The organism is Streptococcus pseudopneumoniae (assembly GCF_038148935.1).
Lineage (GTDB): Bacteria > Bacillota > Bacilli > Lactobacillales > Streptococcaceae > Streptococcus > Streptococcus pseudopneumoniae_U.
In genome coordinates, this window is record NZ_JBBJZX010000011.1 from 1 (window position 1) to 22735 (window position 22735).

The 22735-nt window shown below is 37.8% G+C and carries 11 protein-coding genes; 2 read left to right on the forward strand and 9 right to left on the reverse strand.

The window, feature by feature from the left end:
* From WKI42_RS02340 to WKI42_RS02370, 7 genes are all read right to left on the reverse strand, one after another.
* A partial coding sequence (locus WKI42_RS02340) for an SIALI-17 repeat-containing surface protein (protein WP_368081075.1) occupies window positions 1–993 on the reverse strand: 993 nt, incomplete at its 3' end.
* A gap of 41 nt (window positions 994–1034) precedes the next feature.
* Window positions 1035–7388: a zinc metalloprotease A gene (zmpA, locus tag WKI42_RS02345; RefSeq protein WP_368081076.1), complete on the reverse strand. Its 6354-nt coding sequence runs from the start codon at window positions 7386–7388 to the stop codon at window positions 1035–1037.
* Between the two features lie 202 nt (window positions 7389–7590).
* The gene (locus tag WKI42_RS02350) at window positions 7591–8769 is read right to left on the reverse strand and encodes a hypothetical protein (protein WP_368081077.1); all 1179 of its coding nucleotides are present in this window, start codon (window positions 8767–8769) and stop codon (window positions 7591–7593) included.
* A gap of 17 nt (window positions 8770–8786) precedes the next feature.
* Complete coding sequence (addA, locus tag WKI42_RS02355) at window positions 8787–12437, reverse strand: helicase-exonuclease AddAB subunit AddA (RefSeq protein ID WP_368081078.1); 3651 nt, start codon at window positions 12435–12437, stop codon at window positions 8787–8789.
* Window positions 12434–15709, reverse strand: a complete 3276-nt coding sequence (gene rexB / locus WKI42_RS02360) for an ATP-dependent nuclease subunit B (protein ID WP_368081079.1) — start codon at window positions 15707–15709, stop codon at window positions 12434–12436. The genes addA and rexB overlap by 4 nt, the downstream gene beginning before the upstream one ends.
* Before the next feature lie 211 nt (window positions 15710–15920).
* On the reverse strand, window positions 15921–16808 hold the full coding sequence (locus WKI42_RS02365; protein ID WP_050253051.1) for a diacylglycerol/lipid kinase family protein: 888 nt from the start codon (window positions 16806–16808) through the stop codon (window positions 15921–15923).
* A gap of 794 nt (window positions 16809–17602) precedes the next feature.
* A complete protein-coding gene (locus WKI42_RS02370) occupies window positions 17603–18868 on the reverse strand; it encodes a YkvI family membrane protein (protein WP_050242696.1) in 1266 nt (421 codons plus the stop codon).
* A gap of 201 nt (window positions 18869–19069) precedes the next feature.
* Between WKI42_RS02370 and WKI42_RS02375 the strand changes: the two genes are divergently transcribed.
* Window positions 19070–19567: a tyrosine-type recombinase/integrase gene (locus tag WKI42_RS02375; RefSeq protein WP_345890268.1), complete on the forward strand. Its 498-nt coding sequence runs from the start codon at window positions 19070–19072 to the stop codon at window positions 19565–19567.
* 137 nt (window positions 19568–19704) lie between these two features.
* Here the strand turns inward: WKI42_RS02375 and eno are convergent, their stop codons facing one another.
* Window positions 19705–21009: a surface-displayed alpha-enolase gene (eno, locus tag WKI42_RS02380; RefSeq protein WP_000022821.1), complete on the reverse strand. Its 1305-nt coding sequence runs from the start codon at window positions 21007–21009 to the stop codon at window positions 19705–19707.
* A gap of 163 nt (window positions 21010–21172) precedes the next feature.
* Between eno and WKI42_RS02385 the strand changes: the two genes are divergently transcribed.
* Entirely contained in the window at window positions 21173–21619 is a 447-nt protein-coding gene (locus tag WKI42_RS02385; protein WP_173274517.1) for a YueI family protein, read from the forward strand.
* Here the strand turns inward: WKI42_RS02385 and WKI42_RS02390 are convergent.
* The gene (locus WKI42_RS02390; protein WP_173274516.1) at window positions 21616–22731 is read right to left on the reverse strand and encodes a glycerate kinase; all 1116 of its coding nucleotides are present in this window, start codon (window positions 22729–22731) and stop codon (window positions 21616–21618) included. The genes WKI42_RS02385 and WKI42_RS02390 overlap by 4 nt on opposite strands.
* Window positions 22732–22735: the final 4 nt, after the last annotated feature.

Genomic DNA, 22735 nt, shown 5'->3' on the forward strand with positions numbered 1-22735 from the left:
TTCAATCAAGTTTCCGTTTTCATCCACTCCTGTTGTACCTACTGGCTCAGTGTATGCTAGTTTCTCATGAACTTCAGGCTCTACCAGATTACCATCAACTGGTGCTGTATGTTCAGATTTCTTATGAACTTCAGATTCTACAAGGTTTGCACCTATTGGTTGCGTATATTCAGGCTTCTCTACTTTAGGCGCCAAATCAGGAACTGTATTTACCGGTTCAGTATATTCTGATTTTTCATGAATTTCAGGCTCTACCAGATTACCACCAACTGGTGCTGTATGTTCAGGTTTCTCTGCTTTAGTTGCCTCGTTAGGAGCTTCATCTGGAGCCATATCTACAGGTTTAGTGTATTCAGGTTTGTCAGTTTTAGGCGCTTCATTAGGGATACTTTCATGAATTTCAGGCTTTTCTGATTGAGTAAATGATGTGTTTATTTCACTTTGAATAGAACGAATCACCGTTTTATCTGGCGCTAGAATATCCTTTGTCCCCTCATCCTTATGTTGAATTTCTGAAATTGCATCATCATCAAGGGGGAAGTATCCAATATAACGATATCCAGCAATTTGAACTACTCCTTCATTACTTGAAGCTTTCAAAGGATTGTTTATATCGAGTGCTTGCATGCTAGAAAGACTGATTAGTCCAATCGTAGTAACTAAGAACAAACTACTAACTTTTTTCTTTTTATGAACCAAAAGGACTAAACTACCAACAGCTAATAGACCTAAAGCTGTAAGCAAAGAAGTCGAGGATCCTGTTACAGGAAGAGCTTCCTGCTGATAAATAAGAGCATAAGTTTTCTCATTATCAGTAGGAATTCCTGCCTGAATCTTTGTTTGTTCTTCTTGTGTAAGAGAGCTTTTTTCAATGTAATGATAGGTAGAAGCATGAATGATTGACGGTGCAACCAAGATACTTCCGAGTAATACCGAACCAACAATCCCACAGATTTTTCGGATTGAAAACCGTTCTTTTTTAAATAATGACAAGCGTAATCACCTTCTTTAAGTTTATTTTCTAATAGTAAACACTATTTTTTATTCTCAAAAATTGAACTTCTAAAATCATTTGTTTGGTCAAGATAGGCTTTATATATTGCTTTTTTCAATTTTAGAACTCTACTATATTCAGGATAAATATTTACACGTTCATCCTCTGCATCAGCTTTGACAGCAGCAGTTATCATACTTTGAAGCTCTTCTATATTTTTTATTGTCACTCTATCTTTTCTGAACCAATTTCCATTTGGGTTATCGAAGCTAATGCTCATTAATTTATTAAATTTAGCTTTTCGCTCTTCATACATTGCTTTTTTAAAGTCTACCCAAGATGAGTAACTATTATTAAATATTTTTTGAAGTACTAACTCATCAGTTACATTACCAACTTCCTTACCATATGACTTAATCACTTTACCTTTAGCTTTCGCTTCTTCTGCGTATTGATTAGAAATATATGGTACCATTCCATCTTTAAATCCTTTTGCAGCTAACAATTCAAACGCCATACGACGTCCCATTAAATCACCCGGCGTTCCTTCATTATTACTTAAAGCTGAATATATTGGTGAAAATAGTTTAATTGTATAATAGCCATTTCGTTTAAAGGTATCATCATTTCCATTTTCGTATCCTCTTCTTGTAATAACGTCATTTTCTATTAAACTATTAAATGTAGTTAATTTGCTAAGTTCACTTTCATTTAAGTAACGAATAGTATTAGTTGCATATGCTTTACTTCCGTCTGGATCCGGTTCAAATTTATTTTCTATTTTTCTCAACAACTCATTTTTCTTAGAAATATCTAAGTTAACAACTGCATTACCTTCTAGATATTCTAGCATATAAATTACATCAAACAGATTATGCATATATTTTTGCAAGTCTTCTGCATTATTAAATCGTTTTGTAGGATCTTTTACCTGAAGTCTAGTTGGATCTTCTGATTTTTCATACTTCAATATAGAGTTAATCGTAATAGTAGGATCATCAGGATGATCAGGAGCTTGTAACAATCCTTTAGCATAAAACTCTGGTCCAAGTCCATTTCGTCTTCCATAGCCTCCAAGATAAATTTCTCGATCTGAGTTATGTGTCATTTCATGTGTATAAGTTACCGCACCATCTTTATCAAGCATACGATATGCCATATAATAGAATGCATCCCCTGTAGCGTAGGCTCCATTAGAATTATGAACAACATTATTTCCCGCTGGACCGAAGAAATGTTTTATCGCTGGATGATTAGTTTCAAAATTAGCTTCTTGTATCTTATTATCTTTATCATTTCCAAATCTAAATGCATCATAGACTAGAACACTTCTATATAATTTTTCTTTATTTTTATCATCTAATATTTTATACCAATAATCATAGTGATCTCTAAATCTAGCTGCCGCTTCTTTAGCTTTTGTCTCAACATAGTCATTTAAATTAGTTCCTGCTGGATGTTCTTTACTTCTATATCTATCATAAGCCCCAAATCCTATAGTCGAAATGTTCGCAATCATAAACACCGATTTTTCAGGTAATGTTAATAGCGGCAAGACCATACTTGGGTATTTCCAAGATGGGCTAGTTAATCTATCATATACTCCAATTGAATATGGACTACCAGCTATTGATTGCTTATCACTTACTTCTTTAATTGTAGATTTTTCTTCTACAATATAGGCTTTAGTTTGTTCTTTAAACCACTCGTTATTTGTTTTATCTGGTACAAAAGCTTTTCTATATTTTTCTAATGCATCAAATAAATTATTAGTTTTATAATTTTTTGCTAATAAAACGTTATAAGTTATAACATTATTTTTCGCTAGTAAATTATTAAATCCAGATTTACCTAATTCGATAACATTATCTAACGCTGAACTATTTGATTTACCAAAGAAATCCAAGTGGTACATAACTAAATCTTTCGCTTTTGTTTCACCATATTTGAAATTGTACCAACGCTCTAAGTATGTTAATCCTAGAAGTAATGCTTCCTTATTGTTTTTAATTTTTTCAATTACATAATTATCTATTACCTTATTGTTATTTTCTGCTATTGCAGCATCTGCAGTAAGAAGTTTCGTCAAACTATCTTTCAAATTAGTTTTTGTAGTATTGAATTGATCTTCTAAATATAATTCCGTTAAGCTAACATCATTAGAAACATCTAATACTTTTCTAATTGCGTCTGATTTATATTCTATACTATTTAACGTTGGTAATACTTTATCTAAAATATTATTATAATTGCGAAGTAATGTATTTGGTGTGTAAATTAATTTTGTATCGCCTATTCTATACTCAGCTACATTTGAAAAATCACTTTGATAATTTACATTAAGTTTCTCTGATGTATTGTCTGCGTAATATAGCAATAATTTATTTATACTTGATTTGTATTTGTTAATATCACTAATTACTTCATTATCTTTCATTGGAACAACTGATAATAATTCTTTATTATAAAGATTACTACTTGACTCTACTAAATTTCCGTACTTAACTATTGTTTCTCTATTATAGAATGGTAATAGTTTTTCTATATTTTTATATACTTTTTCTTTTGATGAATCAGCATTCTCAAGACTTCTATAGTCAGTTACATATCTAGAAGAGAAGTTAAAATCTTCTGTTTTAGTAGTATTTTTAGATACAAAAGCAGCTTTTTTCTCTCTAATTTGTGCGTCTTCTAATACTTCTCCTCTTTGAACAGTAGAATCCTTAGTTAAGATTTCATCATCTTCTTGTACTACGTTTACAACCTTATTATTTTTGTTGCTATATACATGATTTGCTTTCATGTCAGTGAAATCTTTTCCAGTTATTGCATTACCGTTCGTAACATTAACATCGCTTAGCACATTAGATAGTTGACCAGATTTTTCTAATCCGCCTACTGGGTCCCAAAGATTACCAACTACTCCACCAACGTTTGCAAAACGTTGCACATTATTAAGATTTCCTTCAGCATAACTATTACTAATTAGCGCACTATCTTCTACTGCACCAACTATTCCACCAATAGACTGATCACCTTGCGTTGCATTCGTCGCCATATCGATAGATGCAATCGACTTGTCTATTAATGCTCCCGAACCAGAAAGTTTACCTACTAAACCTCCGATTTGATAACTAGCAACTGTTTTATATGTATTAGTTATTCTACCTGTATAGCTACTGTTAGAAATAGTAGAATTATTAACTTGTGATACTAATCCTCCTATTCCATGTTCACCAGCTATCGCTCCATCAGCATGAACATTACTAATTACAGTTCCATTTCTCGCTTCTTTTGCAAGTGTTGCAGCATCTTCTTTTGCTGAAATATTGGCATCTTTTAGTGAAAGATTTTCTACTGTAGCACCATTTAATCCTCCAAATAATGGTTTTTTCAAATTATAAATAGCATAATATTTCTCATTATTTGTACCTACTAATGTTCCATGGAATTCATTTTTCACATAACTTTCTTGACCATCTGGAAGTTCAAGTTCACGAGCATCCATAGTTGCACCTAAACGGAATGTGCCATTAGGAGTGTTATTCATTGCATCTACTAAATTTTTAAATGATGTATAGACACCAGTTTCACTTTGCTGAGTTTTTGGTAAATAGTATGTATAATTTTCTAGTACATTATTATTTTCATGTTGTATCAGATTATTTACACTTGCTACTATTTTATAAACATCTCTATTATCTTTATTAGCATTAGTAATGCTTGTAACTGGTAGCATCACATCTTTAAAATTCTCTGATTTAACTTTCATAAAGTAATTTTCTGCATTACTTGGTAAAGAAGCAAGTGAAGTTACATGTCGATACTTATTACCATCTTTTGAATATAGTTCTACAGAAGATATATTTCTAAGTTCTAATTTCTTAATAACTTCTTTTTCATCTTTAGCGTCATCTTTTTTCTCATCTTTATGACGATAAAGTTTATCGTATACTGGGGTAATTTCATTACCTGCTATAATGCTCTTAATCCAAGCTAATTGTGTAGGAGATAAAATCAATCCGCCTGAGCGATTTTGTGCTCCATTTTGATGCACACCAATAACTTCACCATTAGCATTAAATATTCCTCCACCACTCATACCAGGATTTCCACCTTGATATTGAACACCGTAGGTGTTATTCGCATATTCTTGTTCCATTTCTACCGTAGCATCTTTTAAGTGAGTGTATTTCCCAGCTGGATATCCATGAACATTTAGTTTGTCATTAAGATTTACTTTAGTATAATTTTTAACTAATTCTACATGTTCTCTGCCAGTTGTTTCAGGTAGCTTAATCACTGCTAAATCATAGATAAATCCTTTTGGATAATCTTTTTTATTATAAAAATGAATATTGTTAGCAGTAAATGTTCCTTTTTGTCCATCAGGAGTCACCCACTCATATACGTTTTTAGATTTATCACCTCTAAATTCGCCCGTAGTATTATCAGTAGAATTATTAATGAAATTATGTGCTACTGTTAAAAGTACATTTGGTGCAATAAAAGTAGCTGATCCTACTCCAGTAACCTTCGACGAATCTGTAATAAAGTTCATATTAATTAATGCACTAGATTTTTTCTGAATACTCATTTCTTCTGGTGTATTAGTATTTTCATTATTTGATTTAGTCTCTTCTGCACTAGGTTGTTCAATTTTACCAGTATAATCTTTCGGTGCTTCTACTTTCTCTGGCTCGACTATCGCTCCGGCTTGCACCCCTGTGTATTCTGGCAGTGGGGTTACCTGCTCCGGTTCAACAATAGCTCCAGCTTGTGGGCCTGTGTATTCTGGTAGGGGTGCTACTTGTTCTGGTTCGACTATCGCTCCAGCCTGGACTCCTGTGTATTCTGGTAGGGGGGCTACTTGCTCAGGTTCAACAATAGCCCCAGCTTGTACTCCAGCATATTCCGGTTCAACTTTTTCAGGTTCAACAATAGCTCCAGCTTGTAGACCTGTATATTCTGGTAGCGTGGCTACCTGTTCTGGTTCACCCTTATCTGTTACAACAGCTTCTGGCAACTCTGGTTGAACTTCCGGCTCACCTTTGTCGGTTACGACTGCTTCGGGTAACGCTGGTTGGATTGCAGGTTCACCTTTGTCGGTTACTACAGCTGCTGGTAGTTCAGGCTGAATTGCGGGTTCAACAATAGCTCCAGACTGTACGTCCTTATGTTCTACACCAGTCTCAGGTTGTTCCGTTATAACTTGAGTTTTTTTAGTACCTTTTTCGACTATTCTTGAAACAGGCGCAGTCGTTGAAGTTGAAACAATTTCTCGCGAAACTTCTTCCTTGTTTACAGAGAATATTCTGATGACTTCAACTTTTTTACCTAATGTACCTTCTTGTTTTACTCTTACAGTTCCTTCAGCTAAATCAGGATTCTCCTGAACTTCTTCTTGAAAATCTATTTTTGTCTCTATAGTTTCCTCACGATATAAGAGTTCAGGTTTATTCAACTGGCCTGATAGAACTTCATCCTGCGGATTTAATGTATTTACCCCAGTCTTTTCTTTTGGAGAATTCTTCTCCTCTTTCTTCGTTTCTAGATTCTTATGTTCTGCTAATTGTGCTTGAGAATCTGAAGATTGTTTCTCTTCTTTTCTTGGATTCGTTAATTCTGTAGAAAGAGGTTTTTCAACTACTTGAACTTCTGTCGGCTTAGTTGAAGAAGCTGTTTTTTCTTCCTGAATATCTTGTACTTTGGGATGGTCTACAAAATTCGGTGTAACACTATAATCCACCTTTTGTTGTTTTGTAGGAGTGGCTGCTGATTTTTCTTGATTATTTACTTTAGACTCAGAAGTTATGTTTCCCTCTTTGATATATCCAACATATCTGTAACCTGAAATATCTTTAGGAAGAGGTAATTTTTCTCCAGAGGTCAATTCATAGTCCGTATTGTAATTCAGTAAAAGATTATTTTCTAAAGCATGAGCTGAAATTAGGACACCATTTCCTATCCCTGCAACCAATACTAAATGTAGTACCGTTTTGTTCTTAACTTTTTTCTTGGAAACAGCAAAAATTAAAATCCCCAGAGCTGCTAAGCTAGTACCAGCAACTAAGGCTTGCATCTCATTCTTACTTCCGGTATTTGGCAATTCCGCCAGTTGATTTTGGGAATTTAACTTATAAACAAGATAATAAGTCTCATCATCATTCTCCACGTATGTCGGAATATCATAAACGAGCTGATTCTTTTCTTCTGATGATAGCTCTGACTCTGTCACATATTTATAGTGAACTCCCGCAGTTTCCTGAGCATCCACAGATGAACTAGCTAATACAGACATAAAAAATAAACTTGAAATCGTTGCAGATACAAGTCCTACTGATAATTTTCTAAATGAAAAACGCTGCTGTTTTTCACCAAAATACTTTTCCATTATTCCTCCTTGAAATACAATTTATAAATGTTACAGAGACCTTTATTATATTAGTGTATTATCTATAAAAAAGGCAATATACCTTAATTATACTCTTTATTTACCGAAATGTCTTAAAATTGCGTAGCGTTTTCATACTTTGTTTTATATTATTTTGGGGATACAATAACACCTACCATGGCATTTCCACGGCAGGTGTTACTCATATCACTAATCGTTCTAAAAATGGTTTGAGGCAGTTGAGGAGAATACCTTCTATCCAGCTTTCTTGTGCTGAGGATAGATGTTCTGTCTGAAGGCTTTCTTTTAGAAAATCGCGGACTTGTTCTGGTGAGATTTCAAACTCAAAGGCTTTCATTTTATAGAAAAAGTCGAGCAGATGATCTGACAGATATTCAGTTGAAAAAGGCACTTCTCCGCTTTTTCGATATTCTAATAAGAGCCGAGCAAATCGGGCTTTTTCTTCAGGAAGCTCACGAAAATAGGAATTGAGGAGCCAGGTCTGCTTCTGCTTTCTTTCAATTGGATCCTGACTAGCAATTCGTTGGTCTTTTTCCAGCTCTTTTTGGTATTGTTTGGCCTTGATAGCCCGTTCTGTCCGATTTTTACCAAAAAGAATTTTCTCCCACTTGCGTTCTTCTTGAGTCAGGGTCTCTGTAAAGCCAAAGTAATCTTGATAGGCACGCTCTGCCGGGCCCATGGCTAGAACTAGATTGTCTGCATATTGCTTGGCGATTTTATCCCTCTTCTTGCGCTCCTTCTCTGCCTGAATACGGAGTTCTTGTTCGTAGTCAATTTTCTCCTTACCTAGCTTGACAAGGTAGAGTTGGTCATCTGGTTTTCCAAGTAAGAAGGGTTTGATACATTTTTCAAGAACTTCTTCCATCCGAGCCTTTTTCTTTGGTTCCGCCTTGGTCCAACTTCCTCCTTGAAAGACTTCTAGGAAGAGCTGGTAGTCTCTATCAGGGGAGAACTGATTGCCACGATTAGGTTTAAAAACACCTTTTTCCCAGAGCCACTTTAGAAGACGCTCGTCAAAGTCACTTTTATTGACCTTGATTTTCTCCTTTTTCTGGGCTTTTCTGGTCAGATTTTCAACCTTTCTTAGCAGTTTTTCTTCCTCTTCCAATTGCTGGTCAAGGGATAATCGATGAAAATGACGAACACAGTCGCTACCAATTGGAAAGAGGCGTTGGCCTGTGACACCGTTAAAGAGTTCATAAGCGTATTTGATGGCATTTCCACAGACACAATTGCTACGGCCAATACCGTTAAAAATCAAGGAAACTTCATTCCATTCCTTGGTAGCTTGTTCCCAAGTATCCGCTTTTGAAGCCTGTAAAACCGCATCATGCAGGGATTTTCTAACTGGAAGTGTCATGAGGTCTCCTTTCTATATTATACTTTTACAACTTGAACATCGTCTTTACCTAGTAAAATCAAGTATTTTTCAATATTTTCAATCGAATAGGCTCGAGATAAAGCCTCTCCGTATAGGGCTAACTGACCACGATAACGGTCTATGAGTTGACTTGGTTCATCATAGCGGTCTGTCTTATAGTCGAATAGAACGATTTTATCCTCATAGAGTAGATAGCCATCAAGGATACCACGGACAACAAAGTCTTCCTGACTCTTTTGGTCTCGTTTGAGCATGGAGAAGGGTTGCTCGCGATAGAGATGGTCGGTATTAGCAAGAATTTCCTGACCGAGTGCTGTGTCAAAGAAAGCAAGAATTTTAGCAAGATTGATCTTGTCTCTGACAGCTGGACTCGTTTGAACTTGTTTGAGAGTTTCTGTCAGGCTAGCAAGTGTTGGTCGCTGGCTGAGGTCAATTCTCTGCATCAGTTCGTGGGTAGCACTACCAATCTCAGCTCCTGTTATCTTTTCTTTGGTTGAAAAATCTGGTAAATCAAAGTTGATTTTCTTGTCTACTGACTGGCCTTGACCTGCAATATCGACACCTTCCATATCCATAACTGGTTCGTAGAATTTCTTGATTTGACTTGGGGTTTGAACACTAGGAAGTTCAATGGCTGCGCGGTGAAGAGTATTATAAACTTCCACCTCTTTCAGCATTTCAAGGGCTTCTTTGATGGTTTCTGACTGACGATTGTCTGCTTGGGAGCTATCTTGGAGAGGACTTTTGTTTTCCAACTGACCGATAGCTTCTCTAGTCAGCTGGTCTTCACTAACAAAACGATAGCTAAAATTGAGATTGTCCTTGGCAAACACTTTAGTAATAGCCCACACCCAATCTTGGAAATTCTTGGCTTGGAGTCTAGTACTGCTATCTAGTTTTCCATTTTTAGCTGCTGGGTATTCCTTGGCTTCAAGCTTTTCGCGAGAACCCTTGCCGACAAGATAGAGCTTTTTCTCAGCCCGCGTCATGGCAACATACAGCAGACGCATTTGCTCTGAATAGCTTGCCAGCTGTAATTCCTCTTCGTTCTGCCTATAGGTTAGGCTAGGAATAGAGAGTTTGATGGTTTTAGGATAGTGAGCTTCTACGGCTCCTGTCTCCATTTTGGCAATATATTTGACACCAAACCCATTCTGACGACTGAGAATGACTTCTGACATAGAGTCTTGCTTGTTGAAATCTTGATCCAAATTGAGGATAAAGACGTAAGGAAACTCCAGCCCTTTACTCTTGTGGATGGTCATGAGCTCTACTGCATCTTTTGGCGGTGCGACAACCACGCTTGCAAGATCGTGCTGGGCTTCTAAAACTTGGTTAATCATACGAATAAAACGAGACAAGCCCTTGAAATTACTCTTTTCAAACTGGTCAGCTCGCAGTGCTAGGGCATAGAGATTGGTCTGTCTAGCAGGACCATTTGGCAAGGCTCCAACATAGTCATAATAAAAACGGTCGTTGTAAATCTTCCAAATCAAGTCATAGAGGGAGTGCGTTTTGGCATACAGTCGCCAAGAAGCCAAGATATCCATGAATTGCTTTAGTTTCTCAGCTAGAGCTGAGTGAATCAAGCCTTTTTGGCTGCTTGTCAGTTTTTGAGCATTGATCAGTTTCTCATATAGATTTTCTTGGACTTTATCCTCTGCTTTCTGAAGGGACAAACGTGCTAACTCATCCTCATCAAAACCAAACATTGGAGACTTCATAAGGGCAACCAAGGCATAGTCTTGCAGGGGATTGTGAATGACACGAAGGGTGTCTAACATGACTTGCACTTCTAGGGATTGGAGATAATTGTTTTGCTCTCCATCAGTTTTAACAGGAATCCCGTACTCAGACAGGGCGAGAAGAATCTGGTCATTACGACTGCGACTGGAGGTCAGAAGGGCAATTTCCTTAAAGGCAACACCTTTTTCCTGATGGAGTTTAAGAATCTCCTTGATAACCAGGCGCATTTCGCCTGTTAGTTTCGTTTCTGCCTGCCCCTCTTCTTCCTCATTTGTGTCATCCTTATCGTAGAGGAGAAATTCTGCCTTGTTGTCTGGATTAGGAGTCAGTTTGGTATTGGCAAAAACAAGCTGGTGCATATTATCATAGTTGATTTCGCCGACCTCTTGGTCCATAAGGCGTTCAAAAACATCATTGGTTGCTGATAGCACTTCTGAACTACTACGGAAATTTTCTTTGAGGAGAATGAGCTTGCCCTCTTTTGGATTTTGCGCATAGCGTTGGAACTTCTCATTGAAAATCTGCGGGTCTGCTTGACGGAATCGGTAGATGGACTGCTTGATATCTCCCACCATAAAGCGATTGTGGCCATTAGATAGCAATTCCAGCATCCGTTCTTGAATATGGTTGGTATCCTGATACTCATCGACCATGACTTCATGGAAACGTTCCTGATAAGCTTCACGGACTTGCGGGAATTTCTCTAAAATCTCAATGGTGTAATGGCTGATATCAGCGAATTCAAAGGCATTTTCCTGACGTTTACGCTGACGATAAGCCTCCACAAAATCGTTCATAAAGGTTTGGAAGGTTTTAGCTAGTTTCCAAGTGTCTCCATGATAACGTTCTTGATAGTCGAGAATGGTTATCTGGTCTGCTAGTTGTCCTAGTTTAGCAAACTGTGTCTTTCTCTCTTCGTTGTAGGCATCGGCCAGTGGCTTCAAATCAGCCTTACGACTCGCATTGGTCAGAGCTCGGCCGTTTTTCTCTTTCGAAATTGCGACAACACGCGCAAGCACTGCCTGATAAGCTTGACTATCGGACTCTTGATTTAATGAGCCAATTTCATCCAGAATCAACTGAACATTTTTTAAATAAGCAGCCTTAGGAAACTCCTTGGCATCATTATCCAGATGATAACGGAAGAAACTTTCCAAGTCCCAAAGGGCTTGCTGGATTTGCTCAGTCAGTCTTTCTTTTTCACTGGTAAAATCAGCTTTTTCAAAACCTTTAAGGAAAGATTCGCTCAGCCACTTTTGAGGATTGCTGGTGGATTGGAGGAAGTCATAAATTTTATAGACTTGCTGGCGCAGCCCCCGTTCATCTTTTCCACGTCCAGCAAAATTTTTCAGCAAATGACTAAAGGTCTCTTTCTGTTTACCTTGGTAATGGGCTTCAAAGACCTCATGGAAAACTTCGTTTTTTAGAAGAAGTTGCTCGCTTTGGTTTTGTAAAATACGGAAATTAGGTGCAATATCAATCAGATAGCCATGTTTACCAAGGAATTTTTGTGTGAAAGAGTCCATGGTTCCGATGGCAGCGTTGGGTAGGTCTGCCAACTGGCGACCCAAGTGTTGTTTGAGGTCGACATCGCTGCTTTCTTGGATTTGTTGGCTGATTTTTTTCTCCAAACGTTCCTTAAGCTCTGTGGCAGCCTTGACGGTAAAGGTTGAGATAAAGAGTTGAGAAATTTCGACACCACGCGCCAATTGGTCCAGAATGCGCTCGGCCATGACAAAGGTCTTTCCAGAACCAGCCGACGCTGAAACCAGGATATTTTGACCAGAAGTGTAGATGGCTTCTATTTGCTCGGCAGTTTTCTTTTGTTCCTTGCTCGAATTTGCTTCTGCTTCTTGCAGTTTATGAATCTCCTCCTCAGTTAAAAAGGGAATAGGCTTCATCGATTCAACTCCTCTCTTATTTTTTCAAACCAAGCTTGCTTAAGTTTTTCTCCGACCAGACGCTTGCCATCAGCTAGGTCCAACTTTTCTAGGAAACGGGCTTGGCCCAGATGGTAATTGGCTTCAAAACCAGTAATGGCTTGATGTTGCTGGACGTATGGGGCAATACTTCTGCCATTTTCGGTATAAGGATTAATGGCGAACTGGCCTGCTAAAATCTTCTCAGCTGCTTTCTTGTAAAGTTGGGCATTGTAGTCCAGTAGGAGCTGGAATTCCTCATCTGTCAGCTGATTAGCCTTGTTTTTGTTATAAAATTCGCCCAAATGACTGCTTTCTTTTTCTAAAAAGAGGCCTTGGTATTTCATTGACTTGCTAGCTTCTACTACTGCACCTGCCAGACTTTTAACGGCCATCAAAGATTGGACTGGTTCAGCCATTTCCAAGTACATGGCACCAAAAAAGTTCTGCTCCCCTTCTCTTTTTAAGGCAGCTAGATAGGTTGGTAGTTGGGAATTAAGCCCATTAAAGAAATGGGGAAACTGGAACTGAGTCATACTGGATTTGTAGTCTACCACTCCTATCGCCCCATCAGCTTTCAAACGATCAATCCGGTCCACCTTACCTCGTACAAAGACACTGCGACCATTGTCCAATTGAATAAAAGATTGCTCTTTCCCACCGAAATTTGCTTCCTCTTTGATGGTTTCGATGGCTGGATTGTGTCGGAGAATATGTCCAGTTGTCCGTGCAACATCAAGCAGAATTTCCTTGGTAAACTGGGCTTCCAAACTTTCTTGATAAATAGCTTCAAATTCGCGTTCTTGACTGGTTTCTTGAATAGCTTGTTCTAAACGTTGGTCAAAAGAATCTTCGTCAGGCAACTGCAAGGCACGTTCAAAAATGCGGTGCAAAAAATTCCCGTGACTACGGGCATCTGGACGCAGGCGCAATTCTTCCTGCAAGCCTAAAACATAACGGAGGAAATAACTGTATTGGTTTCGGTAAAACTCCGTCAAACCAGAGGTAGACAGGTAAAATTCCTTGTCAGATGGATAGAGAGCCTGTAAGGTATCCTTGGCCAACTGCTTACTGCTTGGACTGGTTGGGAGGGCAGGATTTTCTAAACCTTGCTGGTTTAGTTTTTTACCCATGACACGCGCCAGAACCTTAATAAAGGTCAAATCTTGCTCAGTATCGCTCATCTCCCCCTGCTGGTGATAGGCAACCAGACTGGACAAAAGACTGTGATAGGAACCCATATCCTCCTTAGATAGCCCTTTGTGATTCATCCTCCTCTCTCTCCGCCTAAATCCAAAATGAACTAGCTCTTGAAGATAAGCTGATTCCTTGCTTTCACTTTCATTAAAAAGGCTTGGAGCCGACAAGACCAACTGCTTACGAGCAGAATTGACCAAGGAAAGCGTAGTGTAGCGATTTTTCTTGAGATTTTCACTGCTGGCAATCAGCAATTGCGCCCCGTCTTCTGTCGATTGGTTTAGGTTTTGCCTTTCTTCATCTGTCAAAAGACTGGTATTCTGCGCGATTTTTGGTAAATTGTCCTGAGTTAGCCCAATGGCGTAGACAAAGTCAGCAGTCAGAGGAGCAATCAAATCGTAACTCTGCACCAGAACAGTGTCCACTGTCGCTGGAATGGTACGATATTGAGATAGGCTCATTCCAGAATGAAGCAAGGCAAGGAAGTCCTCCAGACTAACTGGCGAACCAGCAAAAACGGTCGCAAATTGTTCTAAAACATGACAGAAAGCCTTCCAAACTTCGGCCTGTCTTTCCTGTTCTACAGCTTCCATAGTAGCTATCAAATCTTGTAACTGCTTAGTTACTGCTCCTTCTTTTAGAAAGACATTCCACTTTTGCAAGAGATTTTCAGCCTTTTGTTTTCGACTGGCAAAGAGGGTTTCAAGAGGTGTTAAAATACGCAGACGAAGAGCATTTAAACGTTCCAGATTAAATTTTCCATGGTGGGATTTGGTAAAGATTTGCTGAAAGGATGGCAAGCCATTGATACCAAGATAGCGAAGATATTGTTCAAAAGCATCAATATCGGCCTGACTGCAGTCTGTATACAAACCTGTTCTAAGAAGGTTTATCAAATCCTCCTGACGGAAACGATAGCGTTTCAAAGCTAAAATAGACTCGACAAACTGTGTCAAGGGGTGGTGCGCCATGGATTCGCTTCTACCAAGATAGAAAGGAATCTGATACTGGTCAAAAATGGTTTTCAGCGATAACTGGTAAGAAGCTACATCCCCCAAGAGAATACGAAAATGCTTGTAGCTCAGGTCTGAGTTCTCATGTAATTTCTGACGAATGCTACGGGCTACCAACTCCAACTCCTCCTTTTGTGTCAAGCAAGACCAGATTTGTAAGTTTTCACGGTCTTTCTCATCGACATCCAAAGCGAGTTCTGAAAAGTCATAAGAAGACTCCAGCAAACGAGAGGCCTTGTCAAAACTATCCATCTTCTCATGAGTTTGAGAACAGTCCAGAGCAGGTGTTTGGTATTTAGAGGCTAGATGATGGAGAAACTCCACACTGGCTTGGTAGAGATTGCCCTCGCTAAAAGGGCTAGTATAGGCTTTCTTACTAGCATAAGCCCCAATGACAATCTCAACACCCTTGCAATGAAGTAAGTCCACAATTCGCTCTTCTTCGGCGGAAAAACGGGTAAATCCATCAATGACCAAGGCGATTTGAGTAAAATTACTGCTAACTTTGTTATTCTCAATAGCCTCTATCAAGTGGGACAACTGACTTCCCTGAGCCAACTGACCTTGATTGAGGTAGGCCGTTACCTTCTCAAAAATCAAGAGTAAATCGACCCTCTTTTCCTCATCCGTCAAACTCTCCAAGTCCAAAAAACTCATCTGAGCTTTGGTCATCTCGTGGTAAAGCTCAATCAACTGCTGGATAAATTGAGGATCTTGCTTGATAGCGCCATAAACACGTAAATCCTTAGGATCAAGTTCGGCAAGGCATTTGTAAAAGGCCATCCCAAGACCAATATCATCAAGACTGATCTTGGCAGGCAAATCATTCAAAATCAGGTAACGAGCCATTTGAGTAAAGCGCGTGACGGTAATCGCAAAAGAAGCCTGCTGGGACAAGCATTCCAGCACGGCGCGTTCCTTTTCAAAAGAAAGAGAGTTAGGAGCGATATAGAAGACTCGCTTGCCAGCAGCAACTAGCTCTTCTGCTTCTCTAGTTAGAACCTCGGTCAAAGAAGTCCGAATATCAGTATAAAGTAATTTCATCTCTGCCTCGTTGGAATTTTTCATTACCCTATATTATACCATGATTAGTCTCGTAAATCTGTTAAAATATTTAGGCCATCCTTTCTTTTATTCATCATCTGCTAAATCTGCTAGATCTTAAATACTTAATTTTACTTGTATTATAGATAGAATAAATCTGCCTACTGAAAATCACATAATGAAAAAAGCCTCGGTAACAAGGCTTTGAGTTTTATGATTGTTTCTTAGGTACGGAATACACTTCAATGTGTTGTCCTAGTACCTTGATGTCGACTGGTAGATTATCTGATTTATCGCCATCAACATCCGACTCTAATTCGATATCAGAAGAAATTTTAATAGTACGTGCCTTTATATATTCAATATTTTCATTCTCTACAAGATCTCCTTTTAACAAATCCGGAATCAAAGATAATTTAGAGAATATAGAAGCATCTTTCAAAATTAGAATATTTGCATATCCATCCTTGTTTTCTTCAAAGATTTTTTTATCTGCAAAATAATTTGTTAGAAGTACTAAAACATGACTTGCTTCCCCAAGGTAATTTCCATTTTCGGTTTCAACTTTAATGTTAAAGACTTGATCTGTCATGACAGACTTCATGGTATTAACTGCATAAGCCAAGATACCAAATTTCGTTTTATCTTCAATTTCAACATTATGAATGGCTTCAGGGAGAGACCCGATACTAAAGATATATCCAAAATAGTGACCATTTGCTTTTCCGATATCAATCTTATCAGTTAAATTGAAATCTAGTTCTTCAATAGCTCCGTCAATATCTTGATTGATTTCTAAAAGTTTTGTAATAAGGTTACCCGTACCACCTGGTATAATTCCCAGTTTAGGAATATAGTCCCTTTCAGCAATCCCTGAAATAACTTCATTGACTGTACCATCTCCACCAAAAACTAGAATTGATTCATATCTTTCTCTAGCAGCTTCTTCTGCGAAATTTGTAGCATCTTTGGCTTTTTGAGTAATTTTAGTTTCCACATCATCAAAATACTCTCTTGCTTTATTCTCCAGCTTCTCTTTGTAATCTAAAGCTTTTTCTCCTCCAGAAGTTGGATTGATAATTAGCATTATTTTTTTCACTCTGTATTTTCTCCTTAAAATTGAAATAGAAAGGTTATTCTCGATGAAAATCAAAGCGTAAACTAGGGAACTAGCCGTAGGCTACTCACGACACTGTTTTGAGTCTGTATATTAGCCTGACGTGGTTTAAAAAGATTTTCTAAGAGTATTAACCTGATGACACATGATATTTGCGTATATTGCTATTATACAATGAAATGTTAAAAAATAGAAATAAATTGCTTTTAATATCAGTTTTTATCTCATATTAAAAAATGATCTATTTTTTACTAGTATGTTGTTCTTAATCATCCAAACTAGTCTCTCTCCTCCACACGATGGAATATAGTTCGTAGATATTATTGCTATTTTCTAGTTCTGGATAAAGATAAAACTCACTTGAAAGAAGATTTTCCCCATATATAAGTCAGTCTTTGTCTGACTAGCTACTAGCAAATAGATGAGTTAATGTTTATTGTCTATTTGTGAAGATGAAAATACTTCAGAGGCAGGCACAGATAAGGATGAAAAAACTTAATTTTTAAGAGAATATGAAATAATACTCAATCAAAATCAAATAGCAAACTAGAAAGCTAGCTACAGCTTGCTTAAAGCAGGACTTTGAGGTTACATATCAAACTAACGGGTCAGCTCAAGACACTGTTTTGAATTTGTAGATTAGACTGACATGCTTTGAAGAAATTTTCGAAGAGGATGAATATCTCTATAATAAAAGGCATATTATCAAGTGTTTTTGACACCTGATAACATGCACTTTTCTGATTTTAAAGATTTTTCTCCAACTTTATTATCATTTAAGATAAGACGCTTCCATCATGTTTTGCATCATCATCAACAAACTGTTCTTTTACCAAATCCTTTATATCACTTTTGATACTCTTAGTATCTATAATAGAATCTTCACCTAGTTGGTGAAATGTCGCTTTATCTCTAATAGTATATTCTTGTTCATCGTCATATTTTTTGGTTATCAATCGAATCATCTTTCGTCTTAAAGATTTTTCCCCTTTGATGTTTCCTCTTTCTTTTATCCATGCCACTGCTAAAATGACCAGCATTAGACAACCGACATAACCTAAAAGAGGATACATAATGGAGACTAATTCTTTAAATCCCATAAAAGATAAACCATATCCTATAGCGACCGTAGCAATTAGAATAGGGTAAAAGCGCTTCGGTTTGTTTGAAGAGAAACGTTTTGCCAAGGCATAAAATAAACTGAAAGCTGTATTAAAAATAAGTCCAAAAATAATTAGAGCATACAGTAAAGAAAATAGAGGATGAATTTGCTCCGCAATTGTTAACATAGGAATATCAACAGTTGAAACAAGTTTTATATTGGCGTATAAAATACCAGTTGCTACGGTAATAATCAAACTAACTACAAGTCCACCTAAGAGACCACTTTTTTCCGCAACACCAATTCTCATGACAGAACCTCCTAAGACAAATGCCATGGATACACCAGTCATAACAGTTAGTGCGAAATAATTTAGTAAAGAAACCCAGACATTGGGCATCGGAGAAGAAAGTGTAGCTGTGATTGCTTCTAATTCTTCAAAATCAAAACTTTTCCCTACGAAAGTATGTACTGCCATAATGATAATCATGACAAAGACCAAAGGAGTAAATATCCCAAGAACGCTGGTAATCTTTTCAAAATTAAGAAAACTGACAATAATGACCAAGATAGCACAAATCAATCCTCCCAACCAAAATGGCAAACCAAATTGTTGGTTAAGGTTTGAACCAGCCCCAGCAATCATAACAAAACCAATTACAAAGCAGGAAACAATTAAAGCAAAATCAAGAATCTTATTAGTAATAGGCCCGGCAATTTGGGAAAGAACTTCAAAATGATCATTTGAACGGAAATAGCTTCCTAAGGTAATGATAATTTTACCAAAAATAATACTTATGATTCCAAGAACAATCGTTCCAATGATACCCCATTTACCAAAACTAACAAAGTATTGCATTAAATCTTGGCCTGAAGATAATCCAGCACCAATAACAACACCGACATAAGCTAATGCTATATTTAAAATACGTTTTAACACTATTTTCTCCTAACCGTTATCACTACAATCAATGACTGTCTATTTAGTATACTATTTTCTTATATTATTGTCAAAAATATAGGTATTAGAACCCTGTACATAGAAATATTTCTGCACGATATAGCAAGATAACACAAGGACTAGTCAGCTACTAATCAAACTTTTATAGTTCTCAATTGTTTGGAGATATTGGCTAGTCTTATGTTAGATAAATATCACAAAGATAGCAATACATTAGACATCCATACAACATTCAACCGATACATTCCAGATGATGACGGTACTAAGACTTTTGCAAGCTTCAGGATAACACACCTCACAAAAAGAGAGATTGAAATACTTGATAAAATGATTGAATTAAATCGTCTAAGCGAAACAACCGATAAGAATTGGCATAAAAGTGACCGCATCTTTGTTACAAATACGGGAAAGCCCGTTCATAGCTCCATCCTAAGCAAGTCTCTCCAGCGAGCAAATGAACGCCTAAAGAAACCAATTCCTAAACATCTATCACCTCACATCTTCAGACATACTACTATCAGCATTTTAGCAGAAAATAAAATTCCGCTAAAAACAATCATGGATAGGGTTGGACATTCTGATTCTGATGTTACTAATTCCATCTATACTCACGTCACGAAGAACATGAAAGATGAAGCAATCAATGTACTGGATAAAGTTATGAAAAAGATTTTTTAAAAAGTTTTGCCCATTTTTTGCCCCCTAAATACAAAAATAGCCCTTCGGATAAAATCCGAGGGGCTAGAAACGTTGTTAAATCAACGGCCGAACTTTTGAATTTCAAGGTTCGGGATAAAATAGTTCACTGAACTATTTTATTTTTTAAGGTTGTAGAATGATTTCAATCCACGGTATTCAGCTACTTCACCAAGTTGGTCTTCGATACGAAGCAATTGGTTGTATTTAGCGATACGGTCTGTACGTGAAAGTGAACCAGTCTTGATTTGTCCTGCGTTAGTTGCAACTGCGATGTCAGCGATTGTTGAATCTTCAGTTTCACCTGAACGGTGTGATACAACGGCAGTGTAACCAGCTTCTTTCGCCATTTCGATAGCGTCGAATGTTTCAGTAAGAGTACCAATTTGGTTAACTTTGATAAGGATTGAGTTAGCAGCACCTTCTGCAATACCTTTTTCAAGGTAAGAAGTGTTTGTTACGAAGAAGTCGTCACCAACCAATTGAACTTTACCACCAAGACGTTCAGTAAGAGCTTTCCAACCGTCCCAGTCATTTTCATCCATACCATCTTCGATAGTGATGATTGGGTATTTGTTTACCAATTCTTCAAGGTAGTCGATTTGTTCTGCAGCAGTACGTACAGCTGCTCCTTCACCTTCGAATTTAGTGTAGTCGTAAACTTTACGTTCTTTATCGTAAAATTCTGATGAAGCACAGTCAAATCCGATAAATACGTCTTTACCAGGAACATATCCAGCAGCTTCGATCGCAGCAAGGATAGTTTCAACACCATCTTCAGTTCCTTCGAAACGAGGAGCGAATCCACCTTCGTCACCTACGGCTGTTTCCAAACCACGAGATTTAAGGATTTTCTTAAGAGCATGGAAGATTTCAGCACCCCAACGAAGAGCTTCTTTGAATGATGGCGCACCAGCAGGTACGATCATGAATTCTTGGAAAGCGATTGGAGCGTCAGAGTGAGAACCACCGTTGATGATGTTCATCATTGGAGTTGGAAGAACTTTAGTGTTGAATCCACCAAGGTAGCTGTAAAGTGGGATTTCAAGGTAGTCAGCAGCAGCACGAGCTACAGCGATAGACACACCAAGGATTGCGTTTGCACCCAATTTACCTTTGTTAGGAGTACCGTCAAGTGCGATCATAGCACGGTCGATAGCTTGTTGATCACGTACATCGTAGCCGATGATAGCTTCAGCAATGATGTTGTTTACGTTGTCAACAGCTTTTTGTGTACCAAGACCACCGTAACGAGATTTGTCACCGTCGCGAAGTTCAACTGCTTCGTGTTCACCAGTAGAAGCTCCTGATGGAACCATACCACGTCCGAAAGCACCTGATTCAGTGTAAACTTCTACTTCAAGTGTTGGGTTACCGCGTGAGTCTAGGACTTCGCGAGCGTAAACATCAGTAATAATTGACATTTTTTACTCTCCTTATGAGTTAAATTTTTTACACCTCTATAATACCTTAAAACACCTCCTTTTTCAAGAAAAAACGTTATCTTTGTGCAAATTTTCCTTAACTTTATAAAGTAATCGCTTTCTTTTGTCTGTTTTATTCTAACTTTTATGATATACTGTTTTCATGACAGATTTATCAAAACAATTACTTGAAAAAGCTCATGGTGGGCCAAAATTAAATCCGGATGAGCAAAGACGCTATCTTGGTACCTTTGAGGAAAGAGTTCTTGGATATGCAGATATTGACACAGCAAATAGCCCTCAGTTAGAAAAAGGATTTTTATCTATTTTAGAAAACCTTCAGGAAAAAGCAGAGCCACTATTTGTAAAGATTTCACCAACTATCGAATTTGACAAACAAGTTTTCTACTTAAAAGAAGCAAAAGAAACTGATAATCAAGCCACCATAGTATCTGAAGAGCACACTTCTTCTCCTTTTGGCCTGGTTATCCATAGCAATGCACCAGTTCAAGTAGAAGAAAAGGATCTTCGACTTGCTTTTGCAAAGCTTTGGGAAGTTAAAAAGGAAGAACCAACCAAAACATCCTTCTGGAAGAAATGGTTTGGCTAAATCTTGTGCATATTTAATAAGTGCCCGATATTGGCTGCAGTGCGCTCCAGATAGAGACTGGCATTTTTCAAACTATCTTCTAAAGGTTCACATTTCTCCAAAATTGAAAAGGCCACTTGAATATTTTCAAATGGTAAGGGAGGTAAATCCTCAGCAAGACTACCGCAAATAGCAATAGCAGGAACTCCAACAGGGGTTCTTTTTGCTACACCAATAGGCGCTTTACCTGCTAAGCTTTGACGATCTAGCCTTCCTTCTCCTACAACAACCAAGTCAGCATCTGAAACTTTCTTATCAAAGTTGATTAAGTTCAAGCAGGTATCAATTCCAGACACGATATTTGCCTGAGCAAAGGCACACAAACCAGCAGCAATGCCTCCACCAGCTCCTGCTCCTTTAATTTGCAATGTTGCAGGTGAGAATTTTTTATAAAAATCTTGGATTGCATGATCTACGACTGCAAACATAGTAGGATCTAGGCCTTTTTGTTTGCCAAAAATGTAGGTCGCACCTTGATGACCACATAAGGGACTCACGACATCTGCTAAAATACGAATTTGCACATCTTCAGGAATTTCATAGCGATTTTCTGTTGAGACAGAAGCTAAGTTTAGTAAGGATTGACCACAAGCGGGCAAGACATTTCCATCCCTATCATAAAATTGATAACCTAAACCAGCAGCAATCCCAATACCTCCATCATTACTGGCCGTGCCACCCACTCCGATATAGATATCTTTAATCCCTTGAGCAATGAGATGACGAATCAACTCTCCAATACCACAAGTTTGGATTCGCAGTGGATTTCGTTGCTCTAGCGGAATCTTTTCAAGGCCAACCAAGTCAGCTACTTCAAATAGGGCTAATTCCCCTTTTTGAAAATAGCTCATAGCTTCTTTTTGGCCAAAAGGGCCTGTCACTTGGAACCATTTTTCTTCTAGGTCAAGAGAATGTCGGATAGCATCTACAGTACCTTCTCCACCATCACCAACAGGGCAGAGAAGACATTCTATATCTGCTATCGATTGTTGGAAGCCTCTTTTAATAGCTTCAGCCACCTGTTGAGCAGACAAGCTTTCCTTAAACGAATCTGGTGCAATTACAATCTTCATATTT